The following is a 17,746-nucleotide window of genomic DNA, read 5'->3' on the forward strand; positions in this document are numbered from 1 at the left end:
ACGGTGAAGAGACCAATGGTGTCGGGGAGCGGACCCAGCCGGTGTTCAACCCCGCGACCGGGGAGCAGACCGGAGAGCTGCGCCTCGCGGACGCGGCCGACCTCGAGACCGCGGTAGCGAACGCGCGCAAGGCCGCCGAGACCTGGGGAGACATCTCCCTGGCCAAGCGCACCGCGGTGCTGTTCAAGTTCCGCGAGCTCGTCGCCGCGCACGTGGACGACCTCGCCGCCCTGGTCACGGCCGAGCACGGCAAGGTCCTCTCCGACGCCAAGGGCGAGATCGGCCGGGGCCTGGAGGTCATCGAGTTCGCGTGCGGGATCCCGCAGCTGCTCAAGGGCGCCTACTCGGACCAGGCCTCCACCGGCATCGACGTCTTCTCCTACCGCCAGCCGGTCGGCGTCGTCGCCGGGATCACCCCGTTCAACTTCCCCGTGATGGTGCCCCTGTGGATGGCGCCGGTCGCGGTCGCGACCGGGAACACGTTCATCCTCAAGCCCTCGGAGCGGGACCCGTCGGCCTCGATGCTCCTCGCGCGTCTGTGGACCGAGGCGGGCCTGCCGGAGGGGGTGTTCCAGGTCCTGCACGGGGGCAAGGAGACCGTCGACGGGCTCCTGCGCCACCCGGACGTGGACGCGGTCTCCTTCGTGGGCTCGACCCCGATCGCGAAGTACGTCCACGAGACCGCCACCGCGCACGGCAAGCGCGTCCAGGCCCTGGGCGGGGCGAAGAACCACGCGATCATCCTCCCGGACGCGGACCTGGACAACGCCGCGGACCACCTCTCCGCCGCCGCGTTCGGCTCCGCCGGCGAGCGCTGCATGGCCATCAGCGTCGCCGTCGCCGTCGGGGACGTCGCGGACGCCCTCGTGGGCAAGGTCGCCGAGCGCGCGGAGGCCGTCAAGGTCGCCGAGGGCACCGACCCGGGCGCGGAGATGGGCCCGGTCATCACCGCCGCCTCCAAGGAGCGGATGAAGAACATCGTCACCTCGGCGGCCGACGCCGGGGCGGACCTGATCGTGGACGGGCGCGAGTTCACCGTCCCCGGCAAGGAGGACGGGTTCTGGTTCGGTCCCACCGTGATCGACAACGTCGGAACCGACATGGACGCCTACACCGAGGAGATCTTCGGCCCCGTCCTGGGCGTGGTGCGGGTGGAGACCGTCGAGGAGGCCATCGAGCTGATCAACTCCAACCCCTACGGCAACGGCACCGCGATCTTCACCTCCTCCGGCTCCAACGCCCGCAAGTTCCACCGCGGGGTCCACGTGGGCATGATCGGGGTCAACGTCCCCATCCCCGTCCCCGTCGCGTACCACTCCTTCGGCGGCTGGAAGAGCTCCCTGTTCGGCGACAAGCACATCTACGGCGAGGAAGGCGTCTCCTTCTACACCCGCGGCAAGGTCGTCACCCAGCGCTGGCCCGAACCCACCCACGCCTCCGGCGCCACCTACAACTTCCCCTCCAACTAGACACGGCCGGCTGCCTGCAGGGCCCCCGGTCAATCCGAATGCTCGCCCTCCCGTTTCGCCGTCACCTTTGCAGGGTGCGCACCCTGCAAAGGTGGCGGCGCACGGATAACTCACGAACCATTCCGCCCCTTTTGACGAGGTACACGCTTCAGCACGGTCGCCTCAAGCATTGACCGCGCGGCGGCAGCGGGCGCTGAGGGGCCCAACTGCGCGCGTCAAGCAAGCTCCCCTGCTGCCACCATCACCATGCACCGGTCAAAACGGCACGCACCAGGGTTGCCGGAGACGATAATCGACGGGTGCCCTCATACGCCCCCCTGACGCCCGACGCGCTGGTTTCCATGGTCGCCGACCGTTGCCTGGAGCGCGCGGGCCGAACCAGGGTCGCCGTCGACGGCGCGGAGGCGGCCGCGCCAGCCGACCTCGCAAGGAGAATCGCCGCGAGGCTGCGCTCCGCGGGCCGACCCGCCGAGGTGGTGGAGGTGAAGGATTTCCTGCTCCCGGCCTCCCTACGACTGGAGTTCGGCCGTGAGGACCCGGGAAGCTATCGGGAGCGGTGGTTCGACTTCGCCGCGCTGGCCCGCGAGGTGCTCGACCCGCTCGCCGCACCCGGAACGGCGCAGTGGCTGCCGCGGCTACGCGACCCGGAAACCGATCGCTCGGTCCGCACCCAACGACAGCCGGCGCCTGCTGACCTGGTCCTGCTGGTGGCGGGGCCCATGCTGCTGGGCCGCTGGCTGGACTTTGACCTGTCCGTCTCGTTGCAGGTCGATGAGCGTGTGCTCCGCGAACGCACGCCTGCGCAGCTCGCTTTCACCGTGGACGGGGTCCTTGAACACGCTAAAGAGAACCTCGAGGAAGCGGACATCCTCGTCCGGTACAACCACCCGGAACGGCCCGCCGTCGCGGTTGCCGGCTGACTACGTCTCTCTACGAACCCCAGGCGGTTCTCGTCGTTGGCAACGGTCGTCAGGTCGTCGGCCTCGACGCCATCCGGGACTTCTACCAGAGACTATTTGCCGACCCGCCGCACTTCGACGGAGAGGTGCAGTCGTCGATTCAGTGTGGCGAGGTGGCGCTCACATCTACCCGGTTCGAGGGCGGCGCAACCGCCGAGATAGCTCGCAAGCAGGCCGACGGCGGCTGGCTGTGGGCCGTCGACCAACCGAATCTCGTGGGTAAGTAGCAGCCCGGCACTGTTCCGCTCCTGGGCAGATACACAAGGGATGCTCTAGCCCGCCGCAAATCTCAGTTCAGTCGACGGTGGGTCTTCAAGGGGACTCACCCATGCCCCGTGTCGGGCTCGCTGACCCCTGACCCCAGCCCCCAGGAAGACGCTGAAGGCCAAGGTCCCCGAAGGCCGTCCCGAACTCGGGCCTTTGTGCCGTAGGTGGTGAAGCGGCGGCTGGGGACCATGGACGCATGAGCAGCGAACCCAATCTCGGGGGGACCGGGCAGCCCGCTCCCCAGGCTGGCATCGGGGGGGAATGCGGGGCAGGACTTCTTCGGCTGGGTCCGTGGACTCGGCGTCGTCCGTGGGACGGACCGGTGGGCCGGCGGGGTCGCTTCCGGCCTTGCTCACCGCTGGCGCATCGACCCCGTCCTCATGCGGATCCTCTTCGTTGCTGCCGCGGTCTTCCTCGGCGTGGGCGTCATCGCCTACGGCATGCTCTGGCTAGTCCTCCCCGAACCAGACGGGCGCATCCACCTCCAGGACGCGATGCATGGCCGGTGGACGGCCGGGATGACCGGCGCCCTCATCGCCACTGTCCTCGGCATCGGTGGCGCCCCCGCCGCCTGGTCCGGGCAGTACGCCTGGGCCGGGCCATTCTGGGGCCTGCTCTGGGCCGCGGTCGTGTTCTCCATCGTCTACGGGGTCGTCTACGGCATCACCTCCTCGCGGCGCTACCACCTCAGCGGCCCCGGGCTTCAGGCGCGATCCGCTGCGGCAGACGGCGGGGCCGCGCCTCCCGCTGCGGCCGACGGCGGGCCGTCCGGGCTAGGCCGCCGGCCCGAGGGCGTGGCGAGCATGCCGCGCACCGAGGCCTTCGGGTATCCCGGGTGGCAGGGTCCGCCAACTGCCGCCCGCCCGGCGAAGCCCCACCGCCCCGGTCCGGGCGGAGCCTTCGTCGCCGTCGTCATGGGTGTTGCGATCCTCGTCCCGGGCACCCTGCTGGCACTTGATCTGGCCGGGGCTCCGAATCTGGACCCGACCACCGGGGTGCTCTGGGCGCTCGCGGCCGGGATCATCGGGCTCGGCATCATTGCTGCCGGCGTCAACGGCCGCTCGTCCGGAATCCTGTCCCTGTTCGCCATCCTGGCGCTCGTGACGGCGGCACTGACCCAGCCGGTGTACAACGTCAGCCGAGCACCGAACTCGCTGGCGGCGTCGCCGTCGTCCGTGCAGGAGGCGGCCACGGGCTACCAGATCACCACCGGTTCGGGCCAGCTGGACCTGCGGGCGCTTGACAATGGGGGGCCTCTGGCTTCGGACGCCGTCGTTCCCGTGGAAGCAACCATGAGCCAGCTGCGGATCGAGATCCCCAAGGACATCCCGGTCCGAGTCCAGACTGACGCGACCATGTCCAATGTCCAGTTCGGCAGCAGATCCTCAACCGGGCTGACGACGACCGACTCGCAGACCTACAACGACGGGCGCGCCGGGGCGACACTCGTGGTCACCGTGCACGCAACCATGTCGGACGTCCAGATCCAGCAGGAGCAGTGAGATGAGCAATCGCGTGCTCGGACAGCAGCCCGGATACCCGCAGGGGCCCAGCACCGCAACAATCGTCTGGGGCGCCATCCTGGTGATCGCTTCCGTCCTCCTTGCAGCAGCACGGCTCGGCTGGCTCGCGCTCGACCCGCGCAGCGCCGTCGTCTCGCTCATCGTCCTCGCCGGCCTCGGGCTCCTCATCGGAGGCGCACTGGCCGCCGTGCGCGGCGGCAGACGGTCCGGCAGACCGTAGACGCTGACCTCGCATGGAACGGGCCGATGCGACGGCGCGGATCGCTGGCCTCACCTCGGCTGAGGTCTCGGAACGGGTCCGCCAGGGTCTGGTGAACCGCCAGGATTTCTCGACCAGTCGGAGCCTCGGGGCCATCGTCCGAGCGAACACGCTCACGTACTTCAACGCGATCGTGCTCTCCGGCTTTGCCCTCCTTTTGCTGCTCGGCCGTTGGCAGGACGCGCTCTTCGGCCTCACTGCGCTGGCCAACGTGGTGATCGGTGCCGGGCAGGAGCTTCGCGCCAAGCGCACCCTGGATCGGCTGAGTGTGCTCAACGCCTCGAGGACGCGCGTCCTTCGTGACGGCGAGGAGCGCGAGGTGGAGCCCGGCGAGGTCGTCCTCGGCGATGTCCTGGTCTTGGCCGCCGGGGACCAGGTCTCGGCAGACGCCGTCGTCGTGACGGCCGAGCACCTGAGCATCGACGAATCGCTCCTGACGGGCGAGGCGGAGCCCGTGCCGCGCGAGGTGGGGCAGACGCTGCTCTCGGGCTCCGCCGTGGTGGGAGGATCTGTGCTGGCACGGGTCAGCGCGGTGGGAGCGAGTTCGTTCGCGAACCGGCTCACCGCCGAATCCCGGCGGTTCTCGCTCGTGCGCTCTGAGCTGCGGGAGTCCCTCGATCGGCTGTTGAGGTGGATCGGCTGGGCGGTGCTGCCGTTGGGCCTTCTGGTGCTCAATGCTCAGGTGCAGGTCCAAGGCGGTTGGGGGCCTGCCGCGGCGGATGGACGCTGGCAGGTGGCAGCAGTGGACACGGTCGCTGCCCTGATCGCGATGATCCCACTAGGGCTCGTGCTCATGACCAGCGTTGCCTTCGCGGTTGGCGCCGTCGCGCTTGCCCGGGAGCAGGTCCTCGTCCAGGAACTGCCTGCAGTGGAGGGGCTGGCACGGATCGACGTGCTGTGCATCGACAAGACGGGCACGCTCACGGACGGCAGTCCCGTGCTCGACACGGTCGTTCCTGTGCCCGGCGTCGCACCGCCCGCTGCGGAATCCTGGCGGGCGGCGCTGGCCTGGTTCGGCGCCGATGCCGCCGCGGGTCCCACTGTCCGCAGCCTCGCTCGCGACTACCCCGAGAACGACGGCGTGCGTGCGTCAGCGAGGATCGGCTTCTCCTCTGAGAGGAAGTGGAGTGCCGCGGCGCTGACGGGAAAGGCTTCGGGCACTTGGGTGCTGGGAGCGCCGGATGTGATCGCCGGCTTGCCAGAGTTCTCAACCGAAGATTATGACACGCAAGCCGTGCGGGCTGCCGGCGAACTGAGTGCCTCGGGCCTGAGGACGCTCATGCTCGCCCGTGCATCGGGGCCCCTGACGCCAGACCAGGTCGCCGACGAAAAGCCGCCCGAGGGCCTTCGGGCGACGGCGGTGCTCGCCTTCCGCGAGCAGCTCAGGCCGGACGCCACGACGACGCTCGCCTACCTCCGTGAGGAAGGGGTCGACGTGCGGGTCATCTCGGGTGACCATCCGAGGACCGTCGCTGCCGTCGCCGAGGCTGCGGGACTCGGTCCGCACCGTGGCTTCGACGCACGCGAACTGCCTGAGGATCCTGTGGCGTTCGCCGCCGCAGTGGTGGACCATCCGGTGATCGGCCGGGTGACGCCGGACCAGAAGAGGCGCATTGTCCACGCGCTCCAGTCCGCCGGACACACCGTTGCCATGACGGGCGACGGCGTCAACGACGCCCTCGCCGTCAAGGACGCCGACTTGGGGATCGCCATGGGCTCCGGTTCCGCCGCGACCAAGGCCGTCGCGCGCCTCGTGCTGCTGGACGACTCGTTCGAGCACATTCCGGACGTGGTCGCGCAGGGGCGCCGGGTCCTGGCCAACATCGAGCGAGTCGCCGTCCTGTTCCTTACCAAGACCGTCTACGCCATGGCGCTCTCGATCGGGCTGGGGTCCCTGCTGCTCGAAACGCCGTTCCTGCCGCGCCAGCTCTCGGTGACCGACGGGCTCACGATCGGAATCCCGGCGTTCTTCCTCGCCTTGCTGCCGAACCGCCGTCGTCATGCTCCCGGGTTCCTGCGCCGTGCGCTGACCTCCGCCCTTCCGAACGGGGTGATCGTGGGAGCCTGCCTGCTCGCCGTGGCGATCGTGGGAGATGCCGCCGGGCTCGGCGGAGATCAGGTCCGATCCGTCGCAACCCTCGTCCTCACGGCGGCGGGACTGTGGGTGCTCACGTGCCAGGCGCGGCCCCTGACAGGCTGGCGGATCGTCGTCGTCCTCTCCATGGTCGGCGCGGCCGCCCTCGTGTATCTATTGCCCTGGTCAGTACGGTTCCTTCAGTTCGCCGCTCCGCCGCCGTGGTTCTCCGCCCTCGGAGCATGCGTCGCGTTGACGGGATGCGCGTGCATCGAGATCGTCCACCGCGTGACCATCCCGTGGGTCACTAGGGTGTCCCCTGGTGCCTGATGACCACGACCGTGCACGGGCAGTGGTGCACGAGATGGGCCGACACCGAGCCGAGCAGGAGCCCCGCGAAGCCGCCCAGGCCTCGCGAGCCCACGACGACGACGTCGGCGTCCCGCGCCGCTTCGAGGATCACCTTCGCGGGACTTCCGTGGCCCACGAGCGTCTCGATCGGAACATCGGGCCGTGCGACGGCGCCGACGGCGAGGTCGAGCACGTGGGTAGCTGCGTTGGCGAACGCCTCCCGTTCCATGGAGACGGCTTCGAGGCCCGTGACCAGCAGCGGGAACTCCCACGCTGTGACGGCCACGACCCTGCCCCCGCGGAGCCCGGCCTCCTCGACGGCCCACGCAAGCGCCTCACGCGACTGGGCCGAGCCGTCGATGCCCGCGACGGCCACAAAGGCTGGATTGTCACTCACCGCTACCGTCCTTTCGTCGTCCTATCGCTTGCCCCTCGGAGGCCTGGCTCAGCTCACAGCCCGTGCGACGCCCTGCGCGCGTCTTCGTCTTCGTTCGATCGCGGAGGAGTCGCTTCGCTCACAGGGCCACCGTGACATCGACCAGGCCCTGGCGGCAGTGCCTTTCGACCCGCGATCTCTGCCGGCCGACCCTGAGTCTCCTGTGCTGCTCCAGGGTTCGGAAACGACCGGGGCCGGGTGCGCTCCTTCGCCAGCCTTAGCAAGCGATTCATCGATCGGAAGCACCTGCGAAAGCGGAACCGGGCTAGGCGAGGGTCCCTTCGCCTCTACTGGCCTCCCGTCCTTCGAGGGAGGGTGGAGGGAAGGGGGAAGGGCACGCGTTGGGTTGTGGTGGCAGTGGACCTGGAGCGGACTTCGGGGAGGGGCTCGGACGCGGCGCCGGTAGGCGTCTTCGTTGTCTCAGGGCATGCACTGGAGCGGCGGGCCCTCCAGGAGACGCTCGAAGACGAGGGGCTGCGGGTGCTGGGGGCGACGGGGTCGGTTGCGGAGGCGTTGGCCAGGGTCCCGGTCCTCCTCCCGGACGTGGCAATACTGGACACCCGCATCCACGAGGATGTGTGGATCGCCGTATGCCGGAGGATCTGGGACGAGAGCCCCTCGGTACGCTGCCTGACCCTGGGCAGTCTGGGCAGCCCGGCGGAGGTTCGCGGATCCGTTCTGGCCGGAGCATGGGGGCACGCGGTGCGGGCAGTGCGTGGAAGCGACCTGCTCCGGCGCGTCCGGGTGGTCGCCGCCGGGAAGGACCTGGTGGATCCGGCGGTGCGGGCTGCGGTGCTGGCGGAGTTCGGCCAGCCGGCCCCCGGGCCGTCCCTGCTGGCCCCGGCCGCGCGCCGGATCCTGTTCCTGTGCGCCGAGGGCCTCAGCGACCGACAGATCCGGGGCGAGATGGGCTTGGGCGAAGTGGAGTTCGAGGCCCTGCTGCGCTCGGCGCTGGGCAAGCTCGGCTACGCGGCAGCGGCGGCCGACGACGTCGAGCCGGAGCCTCCCGTGCCCGAGCCCGCCTGAGAGCGCGTCCCCCGCGGCCGCATAACGGGCACTCGTCCTGCCCGGGCTCCTCGAGCTAGCGCGGCAGGGGCGCCCGCCAGATCACCCTGGTGCCGCTGCCGGGGGCGCTGTCGACGCGGCTCGTCCCTCCCACAGACGCCGCCCGCTGCTCCATGTTGGCCAGCCCGCTGGTCCGCGCCGGATCGGCGAATCCCTTCCCGTCGTCCTCGACCACCAGCTCCACCTCGTCCTCCGCGACAGTGAGGGCGACCGCGACGGTGCCTGCACCGGAATGCCTTACCGCGTTGCTGACAGCCTCCCTGGCCACCGCGACCAGATGCGCGGCCAGTGCTGGAGGCAGTTCCTCGAGGCGCCCTTCGACGTTGACCCGCGGGATGATAGGGGCATCCCGGACGGTCTCGTGGACTGCGTCCAGCAGCGCCTGCGAGAGGCCCTCCTCGCGGGCCTCGTGCCCGTGCAGCGAGTAGATGGTGCTGCGCAGCTCGCGGATGCTCTCATCCAGCTCCTCGGTGAGCCTGGTGATGCGAGTCTGGGCCCCGGGATCCGCGGTATACCGGCGCAGGCTCTGCGCGCTCAACCCGGCGGCGAACAGGCGTTGGATGACCAGATCGTGCAGGTCCTGGGCGATCCGGTCCCGGTCCACGGAGATCAGGTCCTGCTCACGCTGGCGGTGCGCCAGATTCAGGTCCAGCGCGAGCCCGACGTGGGAGCCGAACGCGGCCGCGGAGGCCAACTCGGTCCCGGAGAAAGCCCCAGCTCCGGCCTGGCGGGCGAGCAGGAGCAGCCGGTTGCCCCAGTCACGGCCGGACAGGGGGCTGCGCTGCCCGACCGGAACCGCCATGACATGCCCGAGCTTCTCCCCCGCACCGGGCCCGAAGACCTCCTCCGGGTCGCTCAGGATCACGGCCCGGCGCTCCTGATCAGCGTCCTGTAGGGCCTTGGGGCAGCGCAGGTCCTCCCGGGCGGCGAGGGCGAGGGCCCCGACAGCTGTGCGCACCCGCAGCCTGTCCCCCTCCCGTCGGGCGATGACGGCGAGCACCGAATCGGAGGCGCGCAGGGCATGCTCGGCCACGAGGTCCAGGTCTCCCTCGTGCGAGGGCACATCCTCCGCGATGAGGGCCGCGCTGGCCTCCGCCCCGGCCTCGAGCCAGCGCTGGCGGCTGCGGCTGTCCTCGTACAGGCGGGCGTTCTGGATCGCGACCCCTGCGGCGGCGGCGAGGGCGACGGCGAGGTCCTCGTCCTCGCCGGTGAAGTCCGCCCCCCGCTCCTTCTCCGTCAGGTACAGGTTCCCGAACACCGTGTCGCGGACCCGGATAGGGACCCCGAGGAAGGTCTTCATCGGCGGGTGGTTCGCGGGGAACCCGACCGACATGGGGTGGTCGTGCAGGTCGTGCAGGCGCAGCGGCCTGGGGTCCGTGATCAGCTGGCCCAGGACCCCGTGCCCGGTGGGCACGTCGCCGATCAGCTCGACCTGGTCTACCTCGATCCCCACCGTGATGAAGTTCTCGAGCATGCCGCCCTCGCCCAAGACGCCGATGGCGGCATAGCGGGCGCCGAGCAGCTCCGCTGCGGACTGGGCGACCCGCTCGAGCACCGACTGCAGGCTCAGATCCTCGGCCATCGAGACGACTGCGGCCAGGAGGCTGTCCATGTGCGTCTGGTTGCGCACCAGCTCATGGGCGCGATCCACGAACTCATGGAGCAGCTCATCGGCTCTGCGGGGTATGCGGTCGGGCATCGAATCACACTCCGTGACGGGGACGCTTGTCTCGCATCCTGCCACAGCAATTGTGGTTGGAACGAGAGAATCAAGTCAAAGAAGTGCCCGAGGAATCAAGGGCAAACGGTGATGCCCTGTTCCATCTTCGACACCTCCGGACGAGCGACGACGGCGGCCAGGCACGCGCTCATCTGGCGTCATCTCCCGCATCCCCTAAGTCCGCGTTCGCGCCGGACGCAGCGGAAGGATCCCACGCCCACCCCGCGACGTCGGGGTGGTCCTCGCCGTGCTGCCTCGAGGTGCTGAGGGACAGCTCCTCGCGGAGCAGCCCCCCGTTCGCGACCCCGTTCGCGACCCGGTTCGCGCTCATTCGGCGCTCCCCCGCGGGGGCGAGGGAAGTCACGGCAGCCGAGAGGGCGCCGTCGTCGTCAAATAGCTCCTCCGGGCGGTACGAGCGCAGCCAGCCCTCGAGGATTCTCAGTGCTCCTCCGAGTCGCGCGCCTGTGTTAACGGGACCTGATGCGCACGCTAGTTGCCCTCCGCCGGGTGGCCGTCGATCTCCTTGGGGTACGTCCAGCCCTTCGGCGAGCGAAGAGGATCATCGGCCAGGCTCGCCGCTCGGAAAGGCGCCCCACCGCGGCGTCGGTCTTGAGGTGGGCGATGTGATCGAGTGCCTCATCCAGAACCGCGGCGAAGCGCGCGTGGGCCTCCAGCGGGTCCTCGCCAATCGTCCCCGGACGGCTGGACGCGTACCTGCCCAGGCAGGATGCCCGGGCTCAGCCGAGGGCGGCGTCGAGGGTCACGAAGCCGTAGCCCGCCGCGCGCAGCTGGGAAATGACGTCGGGGAGCGCGGCGGCGTCGAGGGTCGAGCCGTCGTCGGGATTCGAGCCGAGGTGCATCAGTACGATCTCGCCAGGCTGCGCGGCCGCCATGACGCGCTGGACGACGAAGCTCGGGCCGCGCGTTCCGTTCATTGTCCCTTCCCAGCCCAAGGTGTCCACCGTCCAGCGGATTGCGGCGTAGCCGGCGGCGTTCACGTCCGCAATGGTGCGGGAGTCACGGGCGCCGAACGGGAAGCGGAAGAAGGGAAGCGGATCGGCCCCGGCCCGCTCGATCGTGGACTGGGCGCTGCTGATCTCCGCAGCGATCTGCGCGTCGCTCAGCGTGGTGAAATCCGGGTGGGTCATGGAGTGGTTGCCGATCCGATTCCCCGCGTTGTAGACCAGCGCAGGGTCGGAGGGGAACTGGTTGACCCAGTCGCCGGTGAGGAAGAAGGTTCCCGGAACCCCGTTCGCGGCGAGAGTGTTGAGGATTGAGCGGAGGGCGGCGTCGTTGGCCCCGGCGTCGAAGGTGAGCGCGACGACCTTCTGGGAGGTCGGAATGCGCTCTAGGTCCACCCCCAAGAGCGAGGACGGGATCGCGGTATAGATGACCTCGGTCCGGCCGCTGGCCGAGTGCCACAGTATCGAACCGTGCTGGAAGTCGCTGCGGCGCCCACCGGTGATCCCGTACTCGCCGCTGACCGGGTAACCGAGCCGGCTGCGTTCCCACCCCAGGGACGCCCATTGGGCACGGATCGCGCCATACACCTCATGAGCGCCCGTGGCGGGCGACCAGTAGATCGACGAACCGGCAATCGTGCCGCTGAAGTGGTTGTACCGGCCGACGCCGTCGGGAGTGGCGGTCTCGTCTGTCTGAGGGAACCCCAGCACGCCCGCGGGTCCGCCGAGCTCGAGGTAACGGCCTCTGATGGCACCGTGCACCTCGTGGGCGCCCGTGGCCGCGCTCCAGTAGACGGCGCCTCGCGCGAAGTCGTTGTACCGCCCGGCTGCACCGGGAGTGGCGGTCTCGTCCGCGAGCGGGAAGCCCAGGAAGCCGCTCGGGCCCCCGAGCGCGAGATAGCGCCCGCGGATCGCTCCGTGCACCTCGTGGGCACCCGTGGCCGCGCTCCAGTAGACCGAGCCGCCAGCGAAGTCATTGAACCGGCCCCCGCCGCCCGGCGTGCCGGTCTCGTCCGCGAGCGGGAACCCCAGGAAGCCGCTCGGGCCCCCGAGCGCGAGATAGCGCCCGCGGATTGCCCCGTGCACCTCGTGGGCACCCGTGGCCGCGCTCCAGTAGACCGAGCCGCCAGCGAAGTCATTGAACCGGCCCCCGCCGCCCGGCGTGCTGGTCTCGTCGGTGACCGGGAAGCCCAGGAAGCCGCCGGGACCACCAAGAGCGAGATACCGCGCCCGAATGCCCCCGTGCACCTCGAAGGCACCAGTTAGAGCGCTCCAGTAGATCGTTCCCCCGGCGTAGTCCTGGGCCCGTCCACCGGCGATGCTGTACGTGGAGCCGAACGGCTGGCCGAGGAACGACGCACTGCCGCCGAGCTGCTGGTAGTGCTGGACGATGGGGTCCTCGGCGGCCTGCAACGCCGCCGCCGGGACCTCGCGGGCCGCGTACGACGGCAGCGCGAGGGCAGTCCCGCCAGCGCCATTGGCAAGGGCGAGGACTAGCGTCATTCCGAGGATGAAGAGTGGAGACCGCCGCATTGTGACCCCTTGGTGCTGCCCGGGCCCACCCGGGCTTTGCCTCGACGCTACGCCCGAGGAGATGGGAGCGGCAGGACCGGAAGTCCCGAAGCACTGTCACAGCTTTTGGCCAACGCTGACTGGTCTGGTCCCGCCGCTGCCCGTCCCGCCTCCGGCAGATGTGTGGGACGCAATGTCCTCTTCCCCCTGCTGAGAACATCTTCCGACCCGAGCGTCCAGCACCCCGTTGCCCATCAAGTCTCGAAGACTCCAGGGGCCATTCGGGGTCCATCCGCTCCCCCTTTAATCTGCTCCCCTCGCATAGATGTACTCCCAAGGGCGCGCACCGCGGCCCGACTCGACCCATCCTGCGGAGGTGCGGGAAAATGAGCCGTAGCGGAACTCAGAGCGGTACGGGACCTTGTCCTTCCGCTCTTTCTTCTCTTCGCGCTGGGGGCGGCTGTCGAACCACCTGACCAGATCTGCCACGTTCCCACTTTCCTCAATCTCGCCCATGGCTCCTCGCCCTCCCATTCGTGCGCGGGGCGGATAGCCAGGCGCCGTGGAGACCAAGGCCGTAGGTGCCAGTGCAGTCGATGCTCAGTACAGTTCGAGGATTGCTTCCAGTGCCTGCATGATCTGGTCGTCATCGACGGGGTGGCTTGAGGCCTGCACTGGTTCGGTGAGCCCGTCATGGGTGACCGTGAAGTGCCCGGCGACGAACCGGGCGGTTACGCCGGCCCTGCTGGCCTTGCGGATCCTGACCATCCTGATCACCTTCGCTCCTTCAGTTCCAAGGGAACTCTGAGCCCTGTGGTCTCGGCGCCCTAACGAGGGCGGCGCGCCTCAGGATTGGATTCCACGGCCTCAGTTGCGGCCGCTCTCGAAATCGCTCCGCCAGAGGAACCACGCGATCCCGAGGCAGAACGTCAGAGGGAAGACGGCACCGCCGAAGGCGGGCCACCAAGCCAAGACGAATGTCGCCGCGGCCAGGACGGCCACGAGTCGAAGACGCCCGCGCATGCGCTGACGGACGACGAGTCGGTGGGAAGACGGTAGGAACATGACCGGGCCTCGATACGGAAGCGAATCACTCTGTGGGATCAGAGTGCGACCTCAGTGCATGCCCAGCGCAGAGCCGAACGTCCTTGCTGGAGAAGTCAGGACAAAAGGCCCAAGGAGAAGGGTCGGCGATGTGGCCTAGGGCCCTACCCCCCCGGGCAGGGATCCTGCTGTTCGCCTCCTCTGGATCTGCACCCGACCACACCCCCGCAGTAGGGCCTCCTGGATGGATATGTTCCCGCTCCTAGAACGCCAGCACTGGTTCTGATCTGTGTCAGGATCGGGTATGCCCCAGCGCCTGATGCTGCTCGACGCCCCGTCGCTATACTTCCGCGCCTTCCACGGCGTCCCGGACACGATCCGCCGCAGAGACGGCACCCCGGTGAACGCCGTTCGCGGCCTGTTGGACATGATCGCCAGGTTGACCTCCGACTATCAGGCGACACATCTCGTGGCATGCATGGACGACGACTGGCGCCCGAAGTGGCGGGTGGACCTGATCCCCGCGTACAAATCGCATCGCGTGGCGAAGGCTGTGGCGGGCGCACCCGATGTGGAGATCGTGCCGGAGGGGCTGACGGCCCAGCTTCCGCTAATCCGCCACGTCCTCCGCCTCGCCGGCATCGCCGTCGTCGGCGCCCCAGAGCACGAGGCCGACGACGTGGTCGGCACCTACGCCAGCCGCTCGCATCTGCCCGTGGACGTGGTCACCGGCGACCGTGACCTGTTCCAACTGGTCGACGACGCCCGCGAGGTGCGCGTTCTCTACACAGCGCGGGGCATGAAGAACCTGGAGCTCATCACGGAGCGGGTGGTCGTGGAGAGGTACCGCGTGCTGCCCGTGCAGTACGCCGACTACGCCGTCCTCCGGGGCGACACCTCGGACGGCCTCCCCGGCGTGGCCGGGATCGGCGAGAAGAGCGCGGCATCGCTGCTCCTCCAGTACGGAACGCTCGAGGGGCTGCTCGCCGCAACCGCGGACGCCGCCAGCGGCCTCTCCGCCCCCGTACGGTCGAAGCTGGCCGCGGCCGCGGGCTATCTCGCGGTCGCACCCGCCGTCGTGCAGGTGGTCCGCGACCTCGACGTGCCGACCCTCGAGGAGGCCGGAGCGCAATTGCGCCCCATCGTCGGCGACGCGCGCGCCAAGCTGGAGGGCCTCGCCACGGAGTGGAACCTCGGCGGCTCGATCACCCGGCTCCTCAAGGCGTTCGACCGGCACTGCTGAGGGGATAGGCCGCCCCCTGACCGGCTTGTTCGCCGCTCGTGTGCTCGCTCTCAGCGTCAGTACTCGCGCCGCTCTTCGGCGATGATGTCAGGGTCTGCCTCGAAGGCTGGCTTCTCGCTCTCGTCCTCGTCCGCTGCCCCGCCGTCGAGCAGCTGTTCTGTGATCTCCTCCGGGTCGCCTCCCGGTGCCGGAAGATCGTCGGGGTCAACCAGCGCGCGCCGCCCACTGGGGACCGACACGTCGGGCTCCACCTCTACGCCTGCCAAGGGGTCGTCCCGTTCGCCCAAGGCCCAGCTCGGATCCTGGTCCTCAACACTCGCCATCGCTCTTCCTCTCCCCTATTGGACTGAATCCGCTCGTCCCCGAACAGCCCGATGAGCGGAGGGGACCCTCATGCATTACCCATCGGCCGTCTTTGAACACCCCGCCGGCAACGCGCTGCCCGAAGCTGCCAATCTCGGCCCTAGGGCCAGCCGAAGGTACGTTTACCCAGCACGATGAAATGTCCATCCTCGATCCGACATGGCTGCGCGCCTCGGGTACCGTCTGGATCGTGACGCGAGAAATTCGGAATACCGATGAAATGAGCATCCGTCGGGCCGTCACAGAGGATGCGCTTGCGATGGCCGAGATCGCATACGAGGCGTACGCCGCTTATCTGCCGCGACTGGGAGGGCAACGGCCCGCGCCGATGGACGACGACTATCGTGTCCTAGCCGAGGCTGCGGAGACCTGGATTATCGAGTCGGGCTCAGGCGAGGTCTGCGGGTTCCTCGTGCTCGACGGAGATCTCCTCAAGAACCTGGCCGTAAGACCGTCTTGGCAGGGCAGAGGGATAGGCCGTCGCCTTCTGGCCCTGGCAGAGGACCGCGTCCGCTCGTCCGGAGGCCACCTCATCCGGCTCTACACGAACGAAGCGATGGTCGAGAACCAACGCCTGTACGAGAGGGCTGGCTACGTGGAGACCCGGCGGGGCCACGAGGACGGCTTCGCCCGAGTGTTCTACGAGAAGCGCCTGCGCTAATTGCGGCTGATCCGCACAGATTTGTCCTTCCTCCGGGCTGATGAAGAAGAGCCTGCCGCTCGACAGGGGCGCCCCGGCCCTGTAAGAAGCCTTCCATGCGGATCACCGACACATCGGACCTGTGGTGGAAGACAGGCATCATCTACTGCCTCGACGTGGAGACCTTCTTCGACTCGAACGGCGACGGTTGCGGAGACCTCGCCGGACTCGCAGAAAGGGTCGACTACATCGCCGAGATCGGCGTGACCTGCGTGTGGCTCATGCCTTTCTATCCAACACCCCATCGGGACGACGGGTACGACATCACCGACTTCTTCGGGGTCGACGACCGTCTCGGCCACCACGGGGACCTCGTCGAGTTCATCCGCATGGCCCAGGACCGGGGTCTGAGGGTAATCGTCGACCTCGTCGTCAACCACACCTCCGACCAGCACCCTTGGTTCCGGGCAGCCCGGTCCTCCAAAGACAACCCGTTCAGGGACTTCTATGTCTGGCGCTCTGACCCGCCGCCCGACACCTCAAAGGAAGTCGTCTTCCCGGACCAGGAGAAGTCGATCTGGACCTTGGACGAGGCCACGGGCGAGTGGTACCTCCATCACTTCTACAAGGAACAGCCCGATCTGAACGTGGCAAACCCGAAGGTACGCGACGAGATCGCCAAGGTCATCGGCTTCTGGCTGCATCTGGGCATCAGCGGGTTCAGGGTGGACGCCGTGCCCTACTTCCTCTCGATGGAAGGCGTCAGAAAGGAGGAACTGGAGAAGTTCCACAATCCTCACGACTACCTTCGGGCGCTGCGGAGGTTCATGGGTCGCCGTGCCGGCGACTCGGTGCTGCTCGGTGAAGTGAACCTGCCCTACGAGCACCAGATGGACTACTTCGGCGGCCCGGAAGGCGACGAGCTGACGATGATGTTCGACTTCATCGCCATGCAGAAGACGTACCTCTCCCTGGCGCAGCAGGATGCCCGGCCGCTCGCCCAGGCTCTCCGCGACCGACCATGGCTCCCACCCGACAATCAATGGGCCACTTTTGTGCGGAACCACGACGAGCTGACGCTCGACAAGCTGAGCGAGGACGAGCGCCGAGAGGTCTTCGAGGCATTCGGGCCGGAGCCCGAAATGCAGGTCTTCGGGCGGGGCCTCAAGAGGAGGGTGCCCCCCATGCTCGACGGGGATCCGCGCAGGATCCGCCTGGTCTACTCGCTCCTCTTCACCCTCCCCGGTACCCCAGTGCTCTACTACGGCGAGGAGATCGGCATGGGAGAGGACCTTTCCGCCGAGGGACGGATGGCCGTTCGGACGCCAATGCAGTGGACGGCAGAACCCAGTGCGGGCTTCTCCACGGCACCTCCCGACAAGCTCGTGAGCCGCATTCCCGAGGGAGGCTATGGGCCGCGGTACGTGAACGTCTCAGCTGCCCGCCGCGACCCGGACTCGCTCTTGAACTTCATCACCCGCCTAGCCCAGCGCTACCGCGAATGCCCCGAACTGGGCTGGGGGACCCATGAGGTCCTCGAGCATCCAGTCGCCTCCGTGCTGGCCCACCGCGTGACGTGGGAAGACGCGAGCATGGTGGCGCTACACAACCTCTCGCCCGAGGCCGCGACCGTCCCCCTGCGGCTCGGCAGACCGCCGTCCGGGTCCTCGCCGGACGCGCCAGCCTGCTGGGAACACGTCGTGCTCCTCGACCTTCTCCGCTCGGGCGTCTACCCGGACGAGGGTCTTCCGGTCGGCGAGGACGGAGCAGTCGAGGTCCCTATCGAAGGCTACGGGCACGCCTGGCTGCGGATCCATCGCCCGGATCAGCGCCGCCTGCTTTAGGAGGACCGTGCCGTT

The 17,746-nt window shown here is 68.7% G+C and carries 19 protein-coding genes and 1 pseudogene; 10 read left to right on the forward strand and 10 right to left on the reverse strand.

What is annotated here, in order from left to right; genetic code table 11:
* The 6 genes from LK10_RS13990 to LK10_RS14015 all read left to right on the forward strand — a co-directional run.
* Positions 1-1,469: CoA-acylating methylmalonate-semialdehyde dehydrogenase (locus LK10_RS13990; protein ID WP_043124886.1), on the forward strand; the 1,469-nt coding region annotated here is incomplete at its 5' end.
* Between the two features lie 299 nt (positions 1,470-1,768).
* On the forward strand, positions 1,769-2,389 hold the full coding sequence (locus LK10_RS13995; protein ID WP_043124888.1) for a nucleoside/nucleotide kinase family protein: 621 nt from the start codon (positions 1,769-1,771) through the stop codon (positions 2,387-2,389).
* Positions 2,386-2,655, forward strand: a complete 270-nt coding sequence (locus tag LK10_RS22865) for a YybH family protein (protein ID WP_081998552.1) — start codon at positions 2,386-2,388, stop codon at positions 2,653-2,655. Before LK10_RS13995 ends, LK10_RS22865 begins: the two co-directional genes overlap by 4 nt.
* Positions 2,656-2,940: 285 nt before the next feature.
* Positions 2,941-4,197, forward strand: a complete 1,257-nt coding sequence (locus tag LK10_RS14005; RefSeq protein ID WP_269429515.1) for a PspC domain-containing protein — start codon at positions 2,941-2,943, stop codon at positions 4,195-4,197.
* 1 nt (position 4,198) lies between these two features.
* The gene (locus LK10_RS14010) at positions 4,199-4,438 is read left to right on the forward strand and encodes a hypothetical protein (RefSeq protein WP_043124890.1); all 240 of its coding nucleotides are present in this window, start codon (positions 4,199-4,201) and stop codon (positions 4,436-4,438) included.
* A 13-nt stretch (positions 4,439-4,451) separates the two neighbouring features.
* On the forward strand, positions 4,452-6,881 hold the full coding sequence (locus tag LK10_RS14015; protein ID WP_052207366.1) for an HAD-IC family P-type ATPase: 2,430 nt from the start codon (positions 4,452-4,454) through the stop codon (positions 6,879-6,881).
* On the opposite strand, the gene LK10_RS14020 is transcribed toward LK10_RS14015, so the two are convergent.
* Complete coding sequence (locus tag LK10_RS14020; protein WP_043124892.1) at positions 6,859-7,299, reverse strand: universal stress protein; 441 nt, start codon at positions 7,297-7,299, stop codon at positions 6,859-6,861. The genes LK10_RS14015 and LK10_RS14020 overlap by 23 nt on opposite strands.
* Before the next feature lie 390 nt (positions 7,300-7,689).
* Here LK10_RS14020 and LK10_RS14025 point away from each other — a divergent pair, with 390 nt between their 5' ends.
* Positions 7,690-8,364 (forward strand): response regulator, encoded by a 675-nt coding sequence (locus tag LK10_RS14025; protein ID WP_197061947.1) that lies wholly within the window; start codon positions 7,690-7,692, stop codon positions 8,362-8,364.
* 55 nt (positions 8,365-8,419) lie between these two features.
* On the opposite strand, the gene LK10_RS14030 is transcribed toward LK10_RS14025, so the two are convergent.
* The 8 genes and pseudogenes from LK10_RS14030 to LK10_RS14050 all read right to left on the reverse strand — a co-directional run bounded on the left by LK10_RS14030 (position 8,420) and on the right by LK10_RS14050 (position 13,662).
* Positions 8,420-10,102, reverse strand: coding sequence for a GAF domain-containing sensor histidine kinase (locus LK10_RS14030; protein ID WP_043124894.1), 1,683 nt, complete (start codon positions 10,100-10,102; stop codon positions 8,420-8,422).
* 169 nt (positions 10,103-10,271) lie between these two features.
* Positions 10,272-10,454, reverse strand: coding sequence for a hypothetical protein (locus LK10_RS23055; RefSeq protein WP_408021458.1), 183 nt, complete (start codon positions 10,452-10,454; stop codon positions 10,272-10,274).
* A 33-nt stretch (positions 10,455-10,487) separates the two neighbouring features.
* A pseudogene (locus LK10_RS23060) lies at positions 10,488-10,661 on the reverse strand (hypothetical protein); the annotation flags it as partial.
* A complete protein-coding gene (locus LK10_RS23065) occupies positions 10,591-10,845 on the reverse strand; it encodes a phosphoketolase family protein (protein ID WP_408021459.1) in 255 nt (84 codons plus the stop codon). The gene LK10_RS23065 and the pseudogene LK10_RS23060, both read right to left, overlap by 71 nt.
* Before the next feature lie 15 nt (positions 10,846-10,860).
* Positions 10,861-12,618, reverse strand: coding sequence for a polysaccharide deacetylase family protein (locus LK10_RS20960; RefSeq protein WP_052207368.1), 1,758 nt, complete (start codon positions 12,616-12,618; stop codon positions 10,861-10,863).
* Positions 12,619-12,900: 282 nt separating this feature from the next.
* Complete coding sequence (locus LK10_RS22325; RefSeq protein WP_043124897.1) at positions 12,901-13,113, reverse strand: Hsp20/alpha crystallin family protein; 213 nt, start codon at positions 13,111-13,113, stop codon at positions 12,901-12,903.
* 84 nt (positions 13,114-13,197) lie between these two features.
* Positions 13,198-13,374, reverse strand: a complete 177-nt coding sequence (locus LK10_RS21955; protein WP_156144180.1) for a hypothetical protein — start codon at positions 13,372-13,374, stop codon at positions 13,198-13,200.
* A gap of 90 nt (positions 13,375-13,464) precedes the next feature.
* The gene (locus LK10_RS14050; protein ID WP_043124900.1) at positions 13,465-13,662 is read right to left on the reverse strand and encodes a hypothetical protein; all 198 of its coding nucleotides are present in this window, start codon (positions 13,660-13,662) and stop codon (positions 13,465-13,467) included.
* A 283-nt stretch (positions 13,663-13,945) separates the two neighbouring features.
* Between LK10_RS14050 and LK10_RS14055 the strand changes: the two genes are divergently transcribed.
* The gene (locus tag LK10_RS14055) at positions 13,946-14,884 is read left to right on the forward strand and encodes a 5'-3' exonuclease (protein ID WP_197061948.1); all 939 of its coding nucleotides are present in this window, start codon (positions 13,946-13,948) and stop codon (positions 14,882-14,884) included.
* A 56-nt stretch (positions 14,885-14,940) separates the two neighbouring features.
* Here the strand turns inward: LK10_RS14055 and LK10_RS14060 are convergent, their stop codons facing one another.
* A complete protein-coding gene (locus LK10_RS14060; protein WP_043124904.1) occupies positions 14,941-15,207 on the reverse strand; it encodes a hypothetical protein in 267 nt (88 codons plus the stop codon).
* A 260-nt stretch (positions 15,208-15,467) separates the two neighbouring features.
* Here LK10_RS14060 and LK10_RS14065 point away from each other — a divergent pair, with 260 nt between their 5' ends.
* Positions 15,468-15,908, forward strand: coding sequence for a GNAT family N-acetyltransferase (locus LK10_RS14065; protein WP_043124970.1), 441 nt, complete (start codon positions 15,468-15,470; stop codon positions 15,906-15,908).
* 95 nt (positions 15,909-16,003) lie between these two features.
* Positions 16,004-17,731 (forward strand): alpha-amylase family protein, encoded by a 1,728-nt coding sequence (locus tag LK10_RS14070; RefSeq protein ID WP_043124906.1) that lies wholly within the window; start codon positions 16,004-16,006, stop codon positions 17,729-17,731.
* Positions 17,732-17,746: the final 15 nt, after the last annotated feature.

This window comes from Sinomonas humi (assembly GCF_000802235.1).
GTDB lineage: Bacteria > Actinomycetota > Actinomycetes > Actinomycetales > Micrococcaceae > Sinomonas > Sinomonas humi.